Genomic DNA, 17,020 nt, shown 5'->3' on the forward strand with positions numbered 1-17,020 from the left:
ACCTGCCGGGCTTTGTATCGTCGTCATACGAAACATATTCAAATGAAAATAATGAGGTCTCCGTGCCCCTCTACTGGTTCCACTGCCGCGCCTGCGGCGGCTTCGATCTCACCTTCACGATGGCCGACGTGCCCGCCGCCGCGCCGTGCCCGGACTGCGCGACGAGCAGCAAACGGCAGTTCGGCGTCGCGGCACTGATCCGGCCCGGCTCCTCGGCCACCCGGCTCATCGAGATGACCGAACGCACCGCGAGCGAGCCGTCGGTCGTCGCCGGGCCACCGCCGCGCCGGTCGGTGCCGGTGACGCGTAATCCGCTGCACCGCAAGCTGCCCCGCCCCTGACCCCGAAGGAAACACTATGCCCGAGTTACTGTTCCCGCTCGACTCCAGCAAGCGGTTCACCGAGCAGAAGATCGTCGGCCACAACCGGTGGCACCCCGACATCCCCGCCGCGGTGACCGTCAAACCGGGCGACGAGTTCCGCGTGCACGTGCGCGAGTGGTTCGACGGCGCCATCCGCAACGACGACTCCGCCGAGGACGTACTGAACGCGCCGCTCAGCACGGTGCACTGCCTGTCGGGCCCGTTCGCGATCGAGGGCGCGCAGCCCGGCGACCTGCTCATCGTCGACATTCTCGACATCGGCCCCATCCCCCAGGAGGACGCGGGACCACTCGCCGGTCAGGGCTGGGGTTACACCGGTATCTTCGCCACCGACAACGGCGGCGGCTTCCTCACCGAGCACTTCCCCGACGCCTACAAGGCCATCTGGGATTTCAGCGGCCAGACCACCACCTCCCGGCACATCCCCGGCGTGAAGTTCACCGGCATGACCCACCCCGGCTTGATGGGCACCGCCCCGTCCGCCGCGCTGCTGTCGACATGGAACGCCCGGGAGGAGGCACTGATCGCGACCGACCCGCACCGGGTGCCGCCGCTGGCGCTGCCGCCCGAACCGCGCGACGCCGTTCTCGGCACGCTCACGGGTGCCGAGTTCGATCGGGTCGCCGCCGATGCCGCGCGCACCGCGCCGCCGCGGGAGAACGGCGGCAACCAGGACATCAAGAACTTCACCCGGGGCAGCAGGGTGTTCTATCCGGTGTTCGTCGACGGTGCCCACCTCTCGGTCGGCGACCTGCACTTCTCCCAGGGCGACGGCGAGATCACCTTCTGTGGCGCCATCGAGATGGGCGGATTCATCGACCTGCGGGTCGATCTCATCAAGAACGGCATGGAGCTCTACGGCGTCAGCGAGAACGCCATCTTCGTTCCGGGTAACTCCGGACCCAATTACTCTGAGTACCTCGCTTTTTCGGGCACCTCGGTGACTCTCGACGGCGAACAGCGCTATCTCGACTCGCAACTGTCCTTCGAGCGGGCCTGCCTGCACGCCATCGACTACCTCACCAAGTTCGGTTACTCGCCGGAACAGGCTTACTTATTACTCGGTGCCGCCCCCATCGAGGGTCGGTTCTCCGGCGTCGTCGATATTCCGAATTCCTGTGCCACCGTCTACATTCCGACCGCGATCTTCGACTTCCCCGTGCTCCCGACCGCAGCCGGACCGACTCGGATCGATCCAGGCCTCGGCGCACCGCGCGCCACCCGCTGACCGACCACGCGGTGCCGGTTGTGCACGCCGGTCACAACCGGCCCGCTGTGTGATTGCTGAATCATTGCGGGTGTCCATACTCAGAACTGCGGCAAACCGTGCGGTCGGCGTTCGTACGCAGGTGAATTAGTGGTCATCCGTCAAGTTATCGAATATCGCCCTGGCCCGCAGCCACGGTGGTTCAATCGAGAGGCGTGTGCTCTGAAGTAGCTATTGGTAGCGAAAGGAGTTCCATGGGCCCTACTGTCGCCGAACGGATTCGCCTGCGCGTCGATAGCTTTCACTCGGGCAGACTCGCCGGGCACTGGGGCGGGCGGCACATTCTGCACGGCGGTGTCCCCGACCACGGTGATGTCGTGCTCACCAGCAACGACTATCTGGCACTGTGGGCCGATCCGCGGATCACCCACGCGCTCGAGACCGCGCTACGCGCCCCGACCTCGGGCAGGCTCGCCGCGAGCGCCTTCCTGCGCGACGACCACCCGCAGGTGCTATTGGAACGTGCGCTCGCCGATCATCTGCGGGCACCCGCCGGAATACTCTGCCAATCCGGCTGGGATGCGAATGTCGGGCTGCTGCAATCGATCGCGGACGCCGAAACCCCGGTCTACATCGACCAATTCGCCCATATGTCGTTCTGGCACGGCGCGCGGGCGGCTGGGGCGCCGATCTATTCGTTCCGGCACAACTTTCCCGGTCACCTACGTGAGCAGATCCGCGCGCACGGGCCGGGCATCATCGCGGTGGACGCCATCTACGGCAATACCGGCAGCCGGTGCCCGCTGACCCACATGTGCGATATCGCCGACGAAACCGACAGCGTGCTCGTCGTCGACGAGTCGCACGCGCTGGGCACCGACGGTCCCGCCGGGGCGGGGATGGTCGCGGCGCTCGGCCTCACCGATCGGGTGCCGTACCGAATCGCCAGCCTGGCCAAAGCCTTCGGCGGCCGGGCCGGGTTCGTCGGCGCGAACAGCATCGATTTCGTGGACTACTTCAAGCTGGAGTCGCATCCGGCGGTCTTCTCCTCGACCATGCTGCCGTATGAAATCGCTGGACTGGCCGCGACGCTCGAGATGATCCGGACCGACAACTGGCGGCGCCAGCGACTACGCGAGCTGTCGACCATGGTGCGCCGGGCGCTGACCGCACTCGAATTCGACCTGGCCGGCTCGGCCAGCCACATCGTCGCGCTACAGGCCGGACCGGACCTGCGGGCCGCAGCCATCCGGGACTTCCTGGAGATCCGCGGCATTTACGGCACCCTGCTGTGCCCGCCCAGCACCGCACGCAATCACACGCTGATCCGCTTCTGCCTGCACGCTGGCCTCACCGACCACGCCGTCGACCGGATCATCGACGCGTGCACCGAAGTTCGCACCAGGTTCGGTGCGATGCCACCGGTCGAGCCGTACCCCAAGCCGAGCGCACCACCTCGACATGCGCAAACATCGGCCACCGCCGGTTGAGCGACGGCCGTGCGCGGGAACCGAGAAGTCCCCGCGCACGGCGTCGCACCGCTAGCCGATGGCGAGCACGGTGCCCGCGCCCACCGTGCGGCCGCCCTCCCGGATGGCGAAGCCCAGACCTGGCTCCAACGGCACCGGGCGGCCCAGTTCGACGGTCAGCTCGACCGTCTCCCCCGGCATCGCCACCCGGATGTCGCCGGGCAGTGTCACGTCACCGACCACGTCACCGGTGCGGATGTAGAACTGCGGGCGGTAGCCGGTGGTGATCGGCGTGCGCCTGCCGCCCTCCGCCGCGCCGAGCAGGTAGACGCGGGCGGTGAACCCGCTGTGCACGGCGACGCTGCCGGGCTCGACGACGACCTGGCCGCGGCGGACCTGATCGCGCTGCACGCCGCGCAGCAGCAGCGCGACATTGTCGCCCGCCTCCGCGACATCCATGGTGCGGCCGAAGGTTTCGACGCCGGTGACGACCGAGGTGAGCTCGTCACCGAGGCCGAGCACGGCCACCCGATCGCCGAGCCGGACCCGGCCGCGTTCCACCGCACCGGTGACCACGGTGCCGCGACCGGTGATGGTGAGGACGTTCTCCACCGGCAGCAGGAACGGCGCGTCGGTGTACCGGACGGGTGTCGGCACGGACGTGTCGACAGCGTCCAGCAGTTCCAGCAACGCGGCCGTCCACCGCTCGTCGCCGTCCAGCGCACGCAGGCCGGAGACCCGGACGACCGGCAGGTCGGCGCCGGGATAGCCCTGCGCGGTGAGCAGTTCGCGTACCTCCAGCTCGATCAGGTCGAGCAGCTCCGGGTCACCCGCGTCGGCCTTGTTGAGGGCGACGACGATGTGCTCGACGCCGACCTGGCGGGCCAGCAGCACGTGCTCGGCGGTCTGCGGCATCACCCCGTCCTGCGCGGAGACCACCAGGATCGCGCCGTCCAGCTGGGACGCCCCGGTGATCATGTTCTTCACGAAATCGGCGTGGCCCGGCATGTCGATGTGCGCGTAATGCCTGGTCGCCGTCTCGTATTCGACGTGCGCGATATTGATGGTGATGCCACGCTGCGCCTCTTCCGGCGCCCGGTCGATCCGGTCGAACGGCACGAAGCTGCCGCCGCCCCGCTCCGCGAGCACCTTCGTGATCGCCGCGGTGAGCGTGGTCTTGCCGTGGTCGACGTGGCCCATGGTGCCGATGTTGAGGTGCGGCTTGGTGCGGACATAGGTCTTCTTGGACATGGTTTTTCCTGGTTTGCCTGGCGGGCACGAGCGAATGTGCCCGACGATGTCGAGCGGGACCTCAGCGACGGGGCGACCTTCCCCGTCCGAGGTCCCGGGACATCCCGGGGAAGGTCAGCTTCGGGCTCCGTCGAGCTGCGCGGCACTTGCTGCCGAGGCGGCCAGGACAGCAGCCATCGCGCCCGCGACTGCGGACGATGCGACGATGGCGTAGCTGAACATGCTGGGAATGGTAAGCGTCGAGACCTACCGAGCGCGACGCATTTTCCGGGCGCGCGGGCCGGGACGTCGGCGCGGTCGACAGTGGGCTGGAAACGACGAATCCGATCCCGGGGATGATCGGGATCGGATTCGGTGCTCGTCAGTCGGCGCAGGCGGGTGGGATCAGCGACCCCGCGCGCCAGGGTCGACTACTTCGGGCAGACGCCACCGGGGCAGTACGCCGAGCTGCCGGAGCCGAGGATCTTCGCGATGCCGGCGCCGAACGCAGCCGAACCGGTCAGCGGGGCGTCGGCGATCTGGGTCTCGGCGACCGGCACGGTCGAGGCGACCTCGGCCGAGGCGAGGCCGGAGCCGCCGAAGACGAGGGCGGTCGCGCCGACACACAGGAAACCGAACGTACGGAACTTCTTCAAGACTTCCCCATTCATAGGTGCTCGGCACCCACCTCGGGTGCCGGTCCCGATAGAGATATCACGGAGCAGTAACACGGCGGCGCAGTTCCTGGACATACGTCCACAATCTGGGTAACCAGAGATTCGCACGTCTAGCCGGATTGATTCCGGGCACGCCACCCAACCCTCGCCCCGGAAGGTGTTCGACGCCACCACTGTTCAGTGAACGTTCGATGATTCGTCACCACACCGCCGCCATGGCAACCCTCTAGTTATTATGAGATATGGCTCACACATCGGTCATATCGGACGAAGTGATGCCTGGTCAGCGGTGTGACACACGATCGGACGCAGGGAAAGACGACCAGCCGCAATGGTTCCTGCAACATTCGCCATGAAGAACTCGCCATGCACGGCTCGACTCGGTGAATCAGCCACTACTACTTCACCGCCCGAGGACTTTCTGGGTGTTTACCCGATGCCGACGGATGTCATGAATCAGCGGGCTGGGGGCTGACCCATTCGAAGGCTGCGGCTTTTGATCGTGCGCCTTCGGCGGTGCGGGAGCGGTTCGGTTCGCCGAGGTCGGTGCGGAGGCTTTCGGAGAGGTCGACCAGGGTTGCGAGGGTGGTGGGGGTGAACCAGGCGGGGCGGGTGGCGAAGAGGATGTCTTCGGTGGCGGTGTTGCCGCTGGCGCCGGGGGCGAAGGGGCAGCCGCCGAGGCCGCCCAGCGCGCCGTCGACCATTGTGGCGCCGGCCGTGATGGCGGCCAGGGTGTTGGCTACGCCCATGCCCCAGGTGTCGTGGCCGTGGAAGACGATGCGGCGCTGGGGGGTTCGGGTGCGGACGGCGGAGACCAGTGCGGCGACCTCGCCGGGATGGGCTTGGCCGAGGGTGTCGGCGAGCACGATGTCGTCGGCGCCCGCGGTGCGCGGGTCGTTGGCGATGGCGAGGACGCGCTCCGGATCGACCGGGCCGTCGAACGGGCAGGTGAAACTGGTGGCCAGGCACAGCTGGATCGAGCCGTCCACGGATGTGGCGAGCCGGACCGCGTCGGGCATGGCGGCGACGCTGTCCTCGGTGCTGCGGCCGATATTGGCCTTGTTGTGCGCGTCCGAGACGGAGAAGCAGTACTGGAAATTGCGCACCCCCGCCGCGGCCGCCTTCTCCACGTGCCGCGGCGTGGCCACCCACACCCAACAGCGTTGCAGCTCTTCGGGACTCAGCGCCGCGATGAGCTCCATGGTGTTCGCCATCGGCGGCACCAGGTCGGGTCGCGCCATCGAGCCGATCTCCAGCGCGGGCACGCCGAGCCCGAGCAGCCGCCGGACGAGGTCGGCCTTCTGCTCGACCGGCAGCATTTTTCCGGTGAGCTGCAAGCCGTCGCGCAGGGTCACGTCGCGCAGGATCGCCGAGCTCACCGCTCGTCCCGCTCCTGCCGCGGCGCGCACATCACGCCGCCCCACGGCTTTTCGTGCACGCCCGCGGGGTTGGGATGCACGGTCGGCCGGGTGAACCCGGGCGAACGGATGTCGCGTGGGCCGCGTCGCGGCGGTCGCCTGCGGTCTTCCCTCATTTCGCCTCCAAGGCGTCGATCTCGCTGTCGCTCATGCCGAGTAGCCCGGACAACACCTCGTGCGTGTGCTCCCCCAGATCGGGTCCGACGTTGCGGATGGGCAGGGACTGTTCGCCGATCACCGGGACAATGCCGGGGAAGCCGACCGTCTTCGGTTCGGCCGCACCGACATCCACCGAGAACTGCTGAATCATGTTGCGCGCCTTGTACTGTTCGTCGGCGACGATGTCGGCCGCGGTGTAGATGGGACCGCACGGAATGCCCGCGGCCTCCAGGATCTTCAGTGCCTCGGCGCGCGTGTGCCTGCTGGTCCACTCGGTGATCGCGGCATCGAGGCGGTCGTGGTTGCGCCAGCGGCCCGCGTTGTCGTGTAGTTCCGGGTCGGCGGCCAGATCGGGGCGGTCGATCACCTGCATGTAGCGCTGGAAGATGGCGTCGCCGTTGCCGCCGATGATGATGCTGACGCCGTCGCTGCACGGGTAGGCGTTGCTCGGCGCGATGCCCTCGACCAGACCGCCGGTGCGCTCGCGTTTGATGCCGTAGGCAAGGTAATCGGGCACGAGGGACTCCATCACCGACAGGATCGTCTCGTTGAGGGCGACGTCGATGACCCGCTCGCGCAACGGAATCGACGTCTCGTCCGGTTTGCGCTCACGCTGGAACAGCGCCATCACCGTGCCGAAGGCGGCATAGACGCCCGCGATCGAGTCACCGATGGACACGCCCGTGCGCACCGGCGGCCGGTCCGGTTCGCCCATCAGTTCGCGCAGGCCGCCGACCGCCTCGGCGACGGCGGCGAAGCCCGGCCGGGACGCGTGCGGTCCGGTCTGCCCGTAGCCGGAGATTCTGGTGATCACCAGGTCGGGGTTCGCCGCGTTGAGCACCTCCGGGCCGAGCCCCCACTTCTCCAGCATCCCGGGGCGGAAGTTCTCCAGCAGCACATCGCAGCGGCGGATCAGGTCGAGCACGACGGCGCGGCCCGCTTCGCTGCGTAGGTCCAGCGTGATCGACTTCTTGTTCCGGTTGACGGTGCGGTAGAGCATGGAGGTGTCGCCGCCGTAGAGCCGCCAGTTGCGCAGCTCGTCCCCGGCCTTCGGCCGCTCCACCTTGATCACCTCGGCGCCGAAGTCGCCGAGGATGCGCCCGGCGGTCGGCGCGGCAATGTAATTGCCCAGCTCCAGGACGCGAACACCGTCCAACGGCCGAATACTCATCGCACCAGTGTCTCAGGGGCCGCAGCGGCAGCGCGCGACGACACCTCGCTGGGACCCATCTACCCCACGTGCTCGCGCAGGTAAGCCAGGTCCTCGGCCACTCCGTCGGCGGGCGTTTCCAGGATGACCGGGGCGTCCGCGCTCTTGCAGACCTCGGCGAGTAGCTGGGGGTCGATGGTGCCGTCGGCGAAGTTGGCGTGGCGGTCGGCGCCGGAGTTGAACTCGTCGCGCGAGGAGTTCAGGTGCACCAGGTCGATGCGGCCGGTGATGGCCTTGATGCGGTCGACGACGCCGATCAGTTCCTCGCCGCCCGCCCAGGCGTGGCAGGTGTCGAGGCAGAAGCCCGCGCCGAAATCGCCGACGGCGTCCCACAATCGGGCGATCGAGTCGAAATGCCGCGCCATCGCGTGGTTGCCACCCGCGGTGTTCTCGATCAGGATCGGCACCGCGAAGCCGCCCTTGTCCTGCTGGCGTTCGAACAGTTTGCGCCAGTTGTCGACGCCGGTCTCGAGCTCGGCGTCGGAGCGCACGTGCCCGCCGTGCACGACCAGACCGATCGCGCCGAGGTCGGCGGCGGCCTTGGCCTGCTGGGCGACCGCGTTGCGGGAGGGCATGCGCAGGCGATTGTTCAGGCTCGCCACATTGATCTGATAGGACGAGTGCACCACCACGTCGATCGGGCTGGCCACGATCTCCTCGGTCCGCGGGTGCGGGGTGGGTTTGTCCCAGCTCTGCGGGTCGACGACGAACATCTGGATGACGTCGGCGCCGAGTTTCTCGCCGAAGCCGATCGGATCGCCGTCGAGCCGGACATGTGCGCCAATCTGCATGAGGGCCAGCTTAACGACCACCACCGACAGCGAGCCGCGGACGGCGAACCTGGATATGTTGCATCGCGGGAGTCCGGCGAGATACATCGGTAGTATCCGCGCGCTCGACCCGACAACGGGGGTGAATACCGTGTTGCAGACCGACGATGTCGTCGCCGGCCAGGTTCTCGATGGCGTCCTCGACCGGCCTTGCCCCGCCTTCGCCGACGGGCCACCGCACCAGTGACTACTGCTATGGTTTCGATGTTTTCCGTGGTCCGGCCCGTGCCTGATCGCGCGTTCTTATGCTGTACGCCTGTTCGTCGGTGGGTCCCGGCGGGCGGCGGGAAGTGGAGCAGACATGCTGGCCAGCGGTGACGTTTTCGCCGGTTATGTCATCGAGCGGCAACTGGGTCGCGGTGGCATGGGATCGGTCTACCTGGCGAAACACCCTCGGCTGCCGCGCCTGACCGCGTTGAAGCTGTTGAACAGGGAGATGTTCTTCGACAAGGAGGTGCGGGCGCGGTTCGAACGGGAGGCGGATCTGGTCGCCCAGCTCGACCACCCGAATATCGTCACGGTCTACGACCGCGGGCTCGAGGCCGAGCAGCTGTGGATCTCCATGCAGTTCATCGACGGCATCGACGCCGCATCGGTGCAACCGCAGGCGCTGCCGCCGGAGCGGGCCGTGCAGATCGTCAAGGAAACCGCGGACGCCCTCGACTACGCGCACGGCATCGGTGTGCTGCACCGCGACGTGAAGCCCGCGAACATCCTGCTGGCGCGCGGCGGTGGTGGCCGCGGCGAGCGGGTGTACCTCACCGACTTCGGCATCGCCCGCTTCCGGGACGACACCGGCCACCTCACGCAGACCGGAACCTTCACCGCCACACTGGCTTACGCCTCGCCCGAGCAGCTGACCGGTTCGTCGCTGGACCATCGGTCGGATCAGTACTCGCTGGCGTGCTCGCTGTTCTGGTTGCTCACCGGGACCGGCCCGTTCTCCGCGACCAACCCCGCGGCGGTCATCCAGGGTCATCTGCAAGGTGCGCCGCCGGCATTGAGCAGCCACCGCCAGGGCCTGCCCTACGCGCTGGACAGCGTGCTGGCCAGGGCGATGGCGAAGCGACCGGAGGACAGGTACCCCAGCTGCGCCGACTTCGCCGCCGCCGCGCGGCACGCCCTGACCAATCCCAGCGTGCCCTCGATGCCGGTGGCCGGCGGGCCGCGGCCGTTCACCGCGCCACCGACGGCGGTGGCCGGACCACGGCCGACCACCGGGCCGAGGCCGACCACCGGACCCCGCCCCACCACCGGGCCGCCCACCCCGACCACCGGCGCGCCATACCCGGCGCAGTACGGCCAGCCGACCAGCGGGCCGAATCACCTTGCGGGATCACCGTTCACGCCACCACCGGCCACGCTGGCCGCGCCGCAGTACGGCAACGGCCAGGCACCGCAGCCGACCGCCCCATACGCCGGCCAGCAATTCGGCAACAACTACGGCCCGCCGCCCATGTCTCCGGTCAGCGTCGCCGGACGGCCGCCGAAGAAGTCCAACGTCGGCGTCATCATCGGCATCTGTGTCGGAGTCGTGGTGCTGCTCGTGGTGACGCTGGCCATCATCGGCGCGATCAGCGATTCGACCGCCTCCGGGGGCGATACGACACCGAGTTCGGTCGCGTCCGGCGTGAACGGGCCCGGCACCACGGTGCCCGCGACCGCGGATTCGATCAGTGCCGAGTTCCCGCGCATGGTGCCCGCCACCAAGTCCGAGCAGGTCGGTTACAACGGCGCCAAATGCTGGGAGACCGACGCCACGTACACGCCGTCGCCGAGCGAGGGCGACCCGGAGTTCGGTGACTGGGCCTGGCAGTGGCGCTGCTACGGCGGCGGCGACAGCTCGGACCCGCTCTATCGCATCTACGTCTACAAGTCCGCCGCCGACGTGCAAGCGGTGCTGAACACGCTGCCCGCCAACACCAAGTCCACCGACACCAACGGCGGAAAGTCCTACACCAACTACAAATACGACACCGGCGGCCCGAAGATCGTCACCGCCTTCACCGGTGATCCGGATCGTGCCCAGTACCTGATGTTCACCGACGGCTCCGGCTCCATCGATCAGACCCTGCGCTGGTGGCGCTCGGCGCCGCTGAACTGAGCCATGCTGCATCCCGGAGAGATATTCGCCGGGTACACCATCGAACGGCTGCTCGGCCGCGGCGGCATGGGCTCGGTGTACCTGGCGCGGCACCCCCGCCTGCCGCGGTTGACGGCGATGAAGCTGTTGAACCCGGAAGTGTTCCACGACAAGGAGATCCGTACTCGGTTCGAGCGGGAGGCCGACCTGGTCGCCCGGCTGGATCACCCGAACATCGTGACCGTGTTCGACCGCGGCGTCGAGGACGAGCGGCTGTGGATCTCGATGCAGTACATCGACGGCACCGACGCCGCCGGGGTGGACGCGCGATCGTTGCCGCCGGAACGCGCGGTGCAGATCATCGGCGAGACCGCCAAGGCGCTCGACTTCGCGCACCGTCGCGGCGTGCTGCACCGAGATGTGAAGCCCGCCAACATCTTGCTGGAACGCACTGCGGGCGCGGGCGAGCGGGTGTTCCTCACCGATTTCGGGATCGCGCGCTTCCGTGATGACACCGGACGGCTCACGCAGACCGGAACCTTCACCGCCACTTTGGCGTACGCGTCACCGGAGCAGCTGTCGGGTGCGCTGCTCGATCACCGCTCGGACCAATACTCGCTGGCCTGCACGCTGTTTCGGCTGCTGACCGGCACGGTGCCGTTCGACGCCACCAACCCGGTCGCGGTGATCCAGGGACATTTGCAGGTGCCGCCACCGCCGGTCAGCCGGTTGCGGCCGGGGCTGCCGGTGGCGCTGGATGCGGTGCTGGCCAAGGCGATGGCGAAACGGGCCGACGGGCGGTTCGATTCGTGCGCCGAATTCGCCGGTGCCGCTCGGCGTGCGCTCACCGCGGCGCAAGAGTTCGGGTCGCCCTCGGCGCAGCGGCAATTCGCGCCGTCCTCGGCACAGCAACAGTTCCCGCCATCGCCGGCACAACAGCACCTCACGCCGTCCTCGACACCGAACCAGTCCTCGCCCTCCGTCGCACCGCACGAGTTCGCACCGTCCTCCGCGCCCAGCCAGTTCGCGCCGCCTCACCCGCTGAATCAGCAACGCGCCATGGGGCAGAACGGGCACGACGCCAGTCCGGCCCGGCGCAGCCCAGTGCCCGTGCAACGCCCGAAGTCCAACGCCAAGCTCGGCGGCGGAATCGGCGTACTGCTGGTGCTCGGACTCATCGCCTCGCTCATCATGTCCTCGCGCGGCGAATCAGGTTCGGCGGGACCGACGGTCACCACGACCGCGACCGCGCCACGCGCCACCGCCATCGCCGAGCCGCCGACCTCGGCACCACCGGCGACGACCGCCGACCCCGCTCAGGTGGGCGCGAACGCGGCGGCGCTCAGCGCCGAGTTCCCGGCGATGCTGCCGAAAACCACTGCCAAGCAGCTGGTTCAGTCCGGATCGGGCTACCACGAGGCGGGCTGCTTCTCCTATGACCCGGCTTCGGCGCCGACCATCGACGAGGAGGATCCCGCCTTCGGCGCCTGGCTGGTCATGTGGCGCTGCTTCGGCGGCACCGAGAACAAAGCGGCCTTCTCCTTCTACCTCTACAACTCCCCCGCCGACGTCCGCGCCGCGCTGGACGCCTTACCCGCCAACGACCGGACCGCGGCCACCAATCACGGCCACACATACACCAATTACACGTTGCACAACAGCAGTACCCGGCGCCCGCGGATGATCACGGAGTTCACCGCCGACCCGCAACGCGCCACGATCCTGATGTACAGCGCGGGCTTCATCGCCACCGAGTCCGAGCTGATGCAGTGGTGGACCGACGCCCCACTGAACTGAGCCAGCCGGCTACTCGCCGACGCGTAACGCGGACGGCTGCAGCCGGAAGGCCCTCAGCGCTCAACCGAATGCGTGGTGCACGAATTCGTGGGTCGGATGGAAGCCGATGGACTGATAGATCTTGTTGGATGTGCGGTTGGTGATGTCAGCGAACAGGCACACGTTCAAGTTTTCGGCGCGCAGGAGTTGCGCGATATGGGCGGTGACGGCGCTGGCGTAGCCGTGACCGCGCTCCTGCGGCGGCGTGTAGACGAGACCGATGCGGGACCACCCATGTACGGGAATATGGTGGGCGGCAAAGCTTGTCGGTCGGCCATCGCGCTCCCAGAACCACATCAGCCCCGCCGCGACCCGGTTGCGGATGGTCGCCTCATCGATGCCGGGCGGAGATATCCCGGCCTTGGTTCGCATGGCCTCGGCCCATTCGACACACAGCTCGACCTCGGATTCAGTTGCCCGGCGCGGACTCCCGGGCACATCGGGGATACGCAGCGCACCGAGCCGGTACAGCCTGGTGGTGTAGGACGGTTGTACGCCGACGCCGAGGCGGTCGCTCCACCGTTTGGCGAAGATGTCAGCGTCGGCGGCGAGTCCTTCCACCCCTGCGCTTTCCGGTGCCACTTCGGCCAGCGCGTCCGCCACCGCGCTCGCGCCGCCCTCGGGCAGCTCGCCGAGGTACATGTCCCGGTCCGCGACCCGCATGGCGACCCCGGTCACGGCCGCGCCGTCGCCGTACAACGCCAGAAATCGCGAGCCGCCGTCGCCAGCCTGCAGGCCGGCCACCTGGTTGGCGATGCTGGTGCTGATCACGGTGTGCCGCAGCGGATCACGGAGCAGGAAAGCCTCGGTGCGCGAGCGGAACTCGGCCGCGTCCGTGCTGATCTCGATCCTCATGATCACCACGGTAGGCGGCGGATACGTTGCGTGCCCGCGTGTCTCGCCCGGCCTGCCACGATCACCCGGCGACCGACCGGTGGTCGAGTCGGCGCAGCAGTTCAGTTGGGTTCGGCGTCAATCCGTTTCGTTGCCGCCACGGCCACCTGTGCGAAGTTTGAGCAGGACCAGCCCTGCGGTGCACGCGAGAATCAGTCCGGCGACGGTGATTTCGACGTGTAGGCCTGCGATGCCGAGGACAGCCCCGACGATGCCGCCAATGAAGATCAGCCAGGCGAGTGTCCGCGAAAGAATCGTGGACAGCGAGCGCGCTGACCCGTTCGACACGAGATGCTGCGAAGAAGCCGACACCGCATCCTTGGCGGCTGCGGACGACTCCTGCTGCGACGCTGTCGAGTAAGCTCCCATCATCTACTCCTCGATGACGCCGATCAGAGAACCAATGCCGCGTTCATCACACAACGCTTCTCTCATCTGGGTACAGGCGTCTCACGCGTAACTTTGCTCACACGCTACGACCATGCCGCGCCATATGACAGCGACACGTGCCCACGACACGCCGAAGAGACCAATTCGATATCTGAGTTACCGGCGTTTAAAATGGACATGTCCGACGCACCGGCGGCGACCGCTTCGCCTGGCCCGGTGGACCGCGCTCGAGTAAGGTGATGCCCACTCGAACCGCAGCAGGAGTTGTCACCGATGGAGAGCACCAGGACCAAGATCGCAGGTCCGGCGATCGCCGCAGGCGCGATCTCCGTCGGGCTAGTCCTCATCGGCGCCTGCGGAATCGGCAAGCAGGACACCTACGTCGCACCCCCACCGTTGCAGTCGGACCCGAATGTCGCGCCCGTGGTGCACTCGGGAACCAGCGTGACGGTGCCGAAAGTGTCGATTCCGCCGTCGCCGACCTGGCGCATCGCCCCGTATCAAGCGCCCCAGGCGACACCGTTCACCGGGTTCGCCACCACGACGTCCGGCGAGCCGGCCCCGGAAGAGTCGCACGGGATTCCACCGCACGAGACCCCGTCCGAGGACGCGCGCCCACCGGCCACCACCACCGAGGCGCCCACGACGACCGAAGCGCCCACGACCAGGCCGACCACCACCCGGCCGACCAGGCCGCGGCCGACGACTCCGGACGAGCCGACCACCCGCCCGTCCGAAAGCCCGTCCGGCGGGTTGAACACCGACCACGAGTGACCCGCGGTGGTGCGCGAAGCACGCACCACCGCAAGGATTTACAGCTCGGGCAGCTCGTGCTCGCCGACCCGCGCGCTGAGCACCCGCAGATGCTCCAGGCCGCCGCCGAGCGTGCGTTCGATCGCGGTCAACCTGGCCACGTAGTGACTGACCGGGTACTCGGCGGTGACGCCGATCCCGCCGTGCAACTGGATGGCCTCCTGGCCGATGTGCCGCGCCGAGCGACCGACCTGGAGTCGGGCCCGCGAGGCCACCTGGTCGTCGATCGCGCCGTCGGCCGCGGCCGCGGTGGCGTACAGGCTCATGCTGCGCGCGAGTTCCAGCGACACATACATGTCCGCCGCCCGGTGCGTGAGCGCCTGGAACTTCGACAGGGTGACCCCGAACTGCTTGCGCTGCTTCAGGTAATCGGTCGTCAACCGCAGCGCCTCTTCCATCGCACCGATGGACTCCGCGCACAGGCTCGCCTGCGCCTGGCCCTGCGCGGCCCGAATCGCCTCGGCCGCATCGACTTCGCCGCCGAGCAGTTCGGCCGCGGCCTGATCGAACTCGAGCTGCGCGCCGCGCTGCCCGTCCACCGTGCGGTAGGCCTTGCGGGTCACGCCCTCGGCATCGGCGGCGACCAGGAACAGCCCGGTCCCGCCGCCCGGCAGCTGCGCGCTGACCACCAGCTCGTCGGCGCAGTCGCCGTGCGTCACCGGGTTCTTGACGCCGGTCAGCGTGTATGAATCGCCCTGCGGCACAGCGGTGGTCGCCAGCTCCGTGGACGGCCAGCGCACGCCTGGTTCGGCATGGGCGAAGGCAAGCAACTTGCTGCCCGAGGCCACCTCGGGCAGCACGCGCTGCCGCTGTTCGGTGCTGCCCGCGAGGGTGATCAGCGCGCCGGGGACCAGCACCGCATCGAGAATCGGCTCCGGCGCCAGCCTGCGCCCCACCTCCTCGAGCACCACCATGGTCTCCACCGGGCCCGCGCCGACGCCGCCGTCGTCCTCGCTGAAAGTCAGTCCGAGCACGCCGAGTTCGGCGAGCTGCTGCCACACCTCACGGCTCCAGCCGAGTTCGGTGTCGGTCACCTTCAGCCTGGTCTCCGGGTCGTAGTTGCGAGCGAGCAGCTCACGCACCGTGTCCCGCAGCATTTCCTGTTCATCGGTGAGATCGAAATCCATGGCGGCGCCTCACAATCCGAGGATCGTGGAGGCGATGATGGTGCGCTGCACCTCGCTGGAGCCTCCGTAGATGGTTGTCTTGCGGTAGTTCAGGTAACTGGGACCGCTACGCTGCGCCCAACCGGGCGAAGCGATGTCGTCGGCGCCGACCGGCACCGCGTCCGGGCCCGCGATATCGAGCAGCAGCTCGGTGGCGGCCTGCTGCAACTCCGAGCCGCGCAGCTTCAGCACCGAGGACGCCGGGTTCGGCTTGCCGTCCGAGGAGTTCGAGACCACGCGCAGCTGGGTGAGTTCCAGCGCGAGCAGCTCGTTCTCCAGTTCGGCGAGCCGCGCGGCGAACAGCGGATCCTCGAGCAGGGTTCCGCTGCCCGACCTGGTCTGCGCGGCATACTCTTTCGCCACACCGATCTTCACCTTGGTGCGGCCGACGCCGGTGATGCCGGTGCGCTCGTTGCCGAGCAGGAACTTGGCGTAGGTCCAGCCCATGTTCTCCTCGCCGACCAGCTGATCGGCGGGCACCCGGACGTTCTCGAAGAACACCTCGTTCACCTCGTAGCCGCCGTCGATCAGCTTGATCGGGCGGATGGTGACGCCGGGCGACTTCACGTCGAACAGCAGGAACGAGATGCCCGCCTGCTTCTTCGGCGCGCTCGGATCGGTGCGCACCAGGCAGAAGATCCAATCCGCGTACTGGGCCAGGGTGGTCCAGATCTTCTGGCCGTTGACGATGTAGGAGTCGCCGTCGCGCACCGCGGTGGTGCGCAGCGAGGCCAGGTCCGACCCCGCGTCGGGCTCGGAAAAGCCCTGGCACCACCAGATGTCGAGCGCGGCGGTGGGCGGCAGGAAGCGCTGCTTGAGCTCCGGCGAGCCGAAGTGCGCGATCACCGGGCCGACCATCTGGGCGTTGAACGTCAGCGGATCGGGCACCGAGGCGAGCTGCATCTCGTCCTGCCAGATGTGGCGCTGCATCGGGGTCCAGTCCTTGCCACCCCACTCGACGGGCCAGTTCGGCACCGCGAGGCCGTGGTCGTTGAGGGCCTTGTGCGAGCGGACGATGTCGTCGCGGGACAGCTCCCGGCCGTATTTGAAGCGCTCACGGATGTCGGCGGGGATCTCGGTCCGATAGATGTTTCGCAGTTCGTCGCGGAAGGCGACTTCATCGGGGGACAGGCTTATTTTCATACGCAGCTCCGTCTGTGTCTCGTACGTCCGAGTCCAACCTACCCTCCGGTAATCCTCCTCTGTCGACTGGATCACACAGGTAGGACACGCTCGGCGGGCGTCAACCGAGGGT

16 protein-coding genes are annotated in these 17,020 nt (G+C 68.0%); 6 read left to right on the forward strand and 10 right to left on the reverse strand.

All coding sequences use genetic code 11. From position 1 onward, the window contains the following. Nucleotides 1-62 precede the first annotated feature (62 nt). The 3 genes from DMB37_RS13970 (at nt 63) to cqsA (ending at nt 3,080) form a co-directional block, all read left to right on the forward strand. Nucleotides 63-341 (forward strand): FmdB family zinc ribbon protein, encoded by a 279-nt coding sequence (locus DMB37_RS13970; RefSeq protein ID WP_135233070.1) that lies wholly within the window; start codon nt 63-65, stop codon nt 339-341. Nucleotides 342-357: 16 nt separating this feature from the next. Further along, nucleotides 358-1,611: a formamidase gene (fmdA, locus tag DMB37_RS13975; RefSeq protein WP_135233071.1), complete on the forward strand. Its 1,254-nt coding sequence runs from the start codon at nt 358-360 to the stop codon at nt 1,609-1,611. A gap of 233 nt (nt 1,612-1,844) precedes the next feature. After that, the gene (gene cqsA / locus DMB37_RS13980; protein ID WP_135233072.1) at nt 1,845-3,080 is read left to right on the forward strand and encodes an alpha-hydroxyketone-type quorum-sensing autoinducer synthase; all 1,236 of its coding nucleotides are present in this window, start codon (nt 1,845-1,847) and stop codon (nt 3,078-3,080) included. 51 nt (nt 3,081-3,131) lie between these two features. Here cqsA and tuf read toward each other — a convergent pair whose 3' ends face one another. The 6 genes from tuf to DMB37_RS14005 all read right to left on the reverse strand — a co-directional run bounded on the left by tuf (nt 3,132) and on the right by DMB37_RS14005 (nt 8,544). Continuing rightward, on the reverse strand, nt 3,132-4,310 hold the full coding sequence (tuf, locus tag DMB37_RS13985) for an elongation factor Tu (protein ID WP_135233073.1): 1,179 nt from the start codon (nt 4,308-4,310) through the stop codon (nt 3,132-3,134). Between the two features lie 410 nt (nt 4,311-4,720). Further along, nucleotides 4,721-4,960 carry a hypothetical protein gene (locus tag DMB37_RS13990; protein WP_135233074.1) on the reverse strand — a complete coding sequence of 80 codons (240 nt, stop codon included), beginning with the start codon at nt 4,958-4,960 and terminating at the stop codon, nt 4,721-4,723. A gap of 455 nt (nt 4,961-5,415) precedes the next feature. Then, a complete protein-coding gene (locus tag DMB37_RS13995) occupies nt 5,416-6,345 on the reverse strand; it encodes a hydroxymethylglutaryl-CoA lyase (RefSeq protein WP_135233075.1) in 930 nt (309 codons plus the stop codon). Further along, on the reverse strand, nt 6,342-6,500 hold the full coding sequence (locus tag DMB37_RS40495) for a hypothetical protein (RefSeq protein ID WP_159080695.1): 159 nt from the start codon (nt 6,498-6,500) through the stop codon (nt 6,342-6,344). Before DMB37_RS40495 ends, DMB37_RS13995 begins: the two co-directional genes overlap by 4 nt. After that, nucleotides 6,497-7,714 carry a CaiB/BaiF CoA-transferase family protein gene (locus DMB37_RS14000; RefSeq protein WP_135233076.1) on the reverse strand — a complete coding sequence of 406 codons (1,218 nt, stop codon included), beginning with the start codon at nt 7,712-7,714 and terminating at the stop codon, nt 6,497-6,499. The genes DMB37_RS40495 and DMB37_RS14000 overlap by 4 nt, the downstream gene beginning before the upstream one ends. A gap of 59 nt (nt 7,715-7,773) precedes the next feature. Next, complete coding sequence (locus tag DMB37_RS14005; RefSeq protein ID WP_107659041.1) at nt 7,774-8,544, reverse strand: deoxyribonuclease IV; 771 nt, start codon at nt 8,542-8,544, stop codon at nt 7,774-7,776. 340 nt (nt 8,545-8,884) lie between these two features. Here DMB37_RS14005 and DMB37_RS14010 point away from each other — a divergent pair, with 340 nt between their 5' ends. Continuing rightward, a complete protein-coding gene (locus tag DMB37_RS14010) occupies nt 8,885-10,687 on the forward strand; it encodes a serine/threonine-protein kinase (RefSeq protein WP_135233077.1) in 1,803 nt (600 codons plus the stop codon). Between the two features lie 3 nt (nt 10,688-10,690). Then, nucleotides 10,691-12,463: a serine/threonine-protein kinase gene (locus DMB37_RS14015; protein WP_135233078.1), complete on the forward strand. Its 1,773-nt coding sequence runs from the start codon at nt 10,691-10,693 to the stop codon at nt 12,461-12,463. A gap of 60 nt (nt 12,464-12,523) precedes the next feature. Here DMB37_RS14015 and DMB37_RS14020 read toward each other — a convergent pair whose 3' ends face one another. Together DMB37_RS14020 and DMB37_RS14025 are read right to left on the reverse strand one after the other, a co-directional pair. Beyond that, entirely contained in the window at nt 12,524-13,357 is an 834-nt protein-coding gene (locus DMB37_RS14020; RefSeq protein WP_135233079.1) for a GNAT family N-acetyltransferase, read from the reverse strand. Between the two features lie 117 nt (nt 13,358-13,474). After that, nucleotides 13,475-13,768 carry a hypothetical protein gene (locus DMB37_RS14025; protein ID WP_167768653.1) on the reverse strand — a complete coding sequence of 98 codons (294 nt, stop codon included), beginning with the start codon at nt 13,766-13,768 and terminating at the stop codon, nt 13,475-13,477. 291 nt (nt 13,769-14,059) lie between these two features. Between DMB37_RS14025 and DMB37_RS14030 the strand changes: the two genes are divergently transcribed. Further along, nucleotides 14,060-14,560, forward strand: coding sequence for a hypothetical protein (locus DMB37_RS14030; RefSeq protein WP_135233080.1), 501 nt, complete (start codon nt 14,060-14,062; stop codon nt 14,558-14,560). Nucleotides 14,561-14,598: 38 nt separating this feature from the next. Here DMB37_RS14030 and DMB37_RS14035 read toward each other — a convergent pair whose 3' ends face one another. Continuing rightward, nucleotides 14,599-15,726: an acyl-CoA dehydrogenase family protein gene (locus DMB37_RS14035; protein ID WP_135233081.1), complete on the reverse strand. Its 1,128-nt coding sequence runs from the start codon at nt 15,724-15,726 to the stop codon at nt 14,599-14,601. Between the two features lie 9 nt (nt 15,727-15,735). Continuing rightward, nucleotides 15,736-16,908 carry an acyl-CoA dehydrogenase family protein gene (locus DMB37_RS14040; RefSeq protein ID WP_135233082.1) on the reverse strand — a complete coding sequence of 391 codons (1,173 nt, stop codon included), beginning with the start codon at nt 16,906-16,908 and terminating at the stop codon, nt 15,736-15,738. Nucleotides 16,909-17,020: the final 112 nt, after the last annotated feature.

Origin of the sequence: Nocardia sp. CS682 (genome assembly GCF_004634405.1) — a bacterium.
GTDB lineage: Bacteria > Actinomycetota > Actinomycetes > Mycobacteriales > Mycobacteriaceae > Nocardia > Nocardia ninae.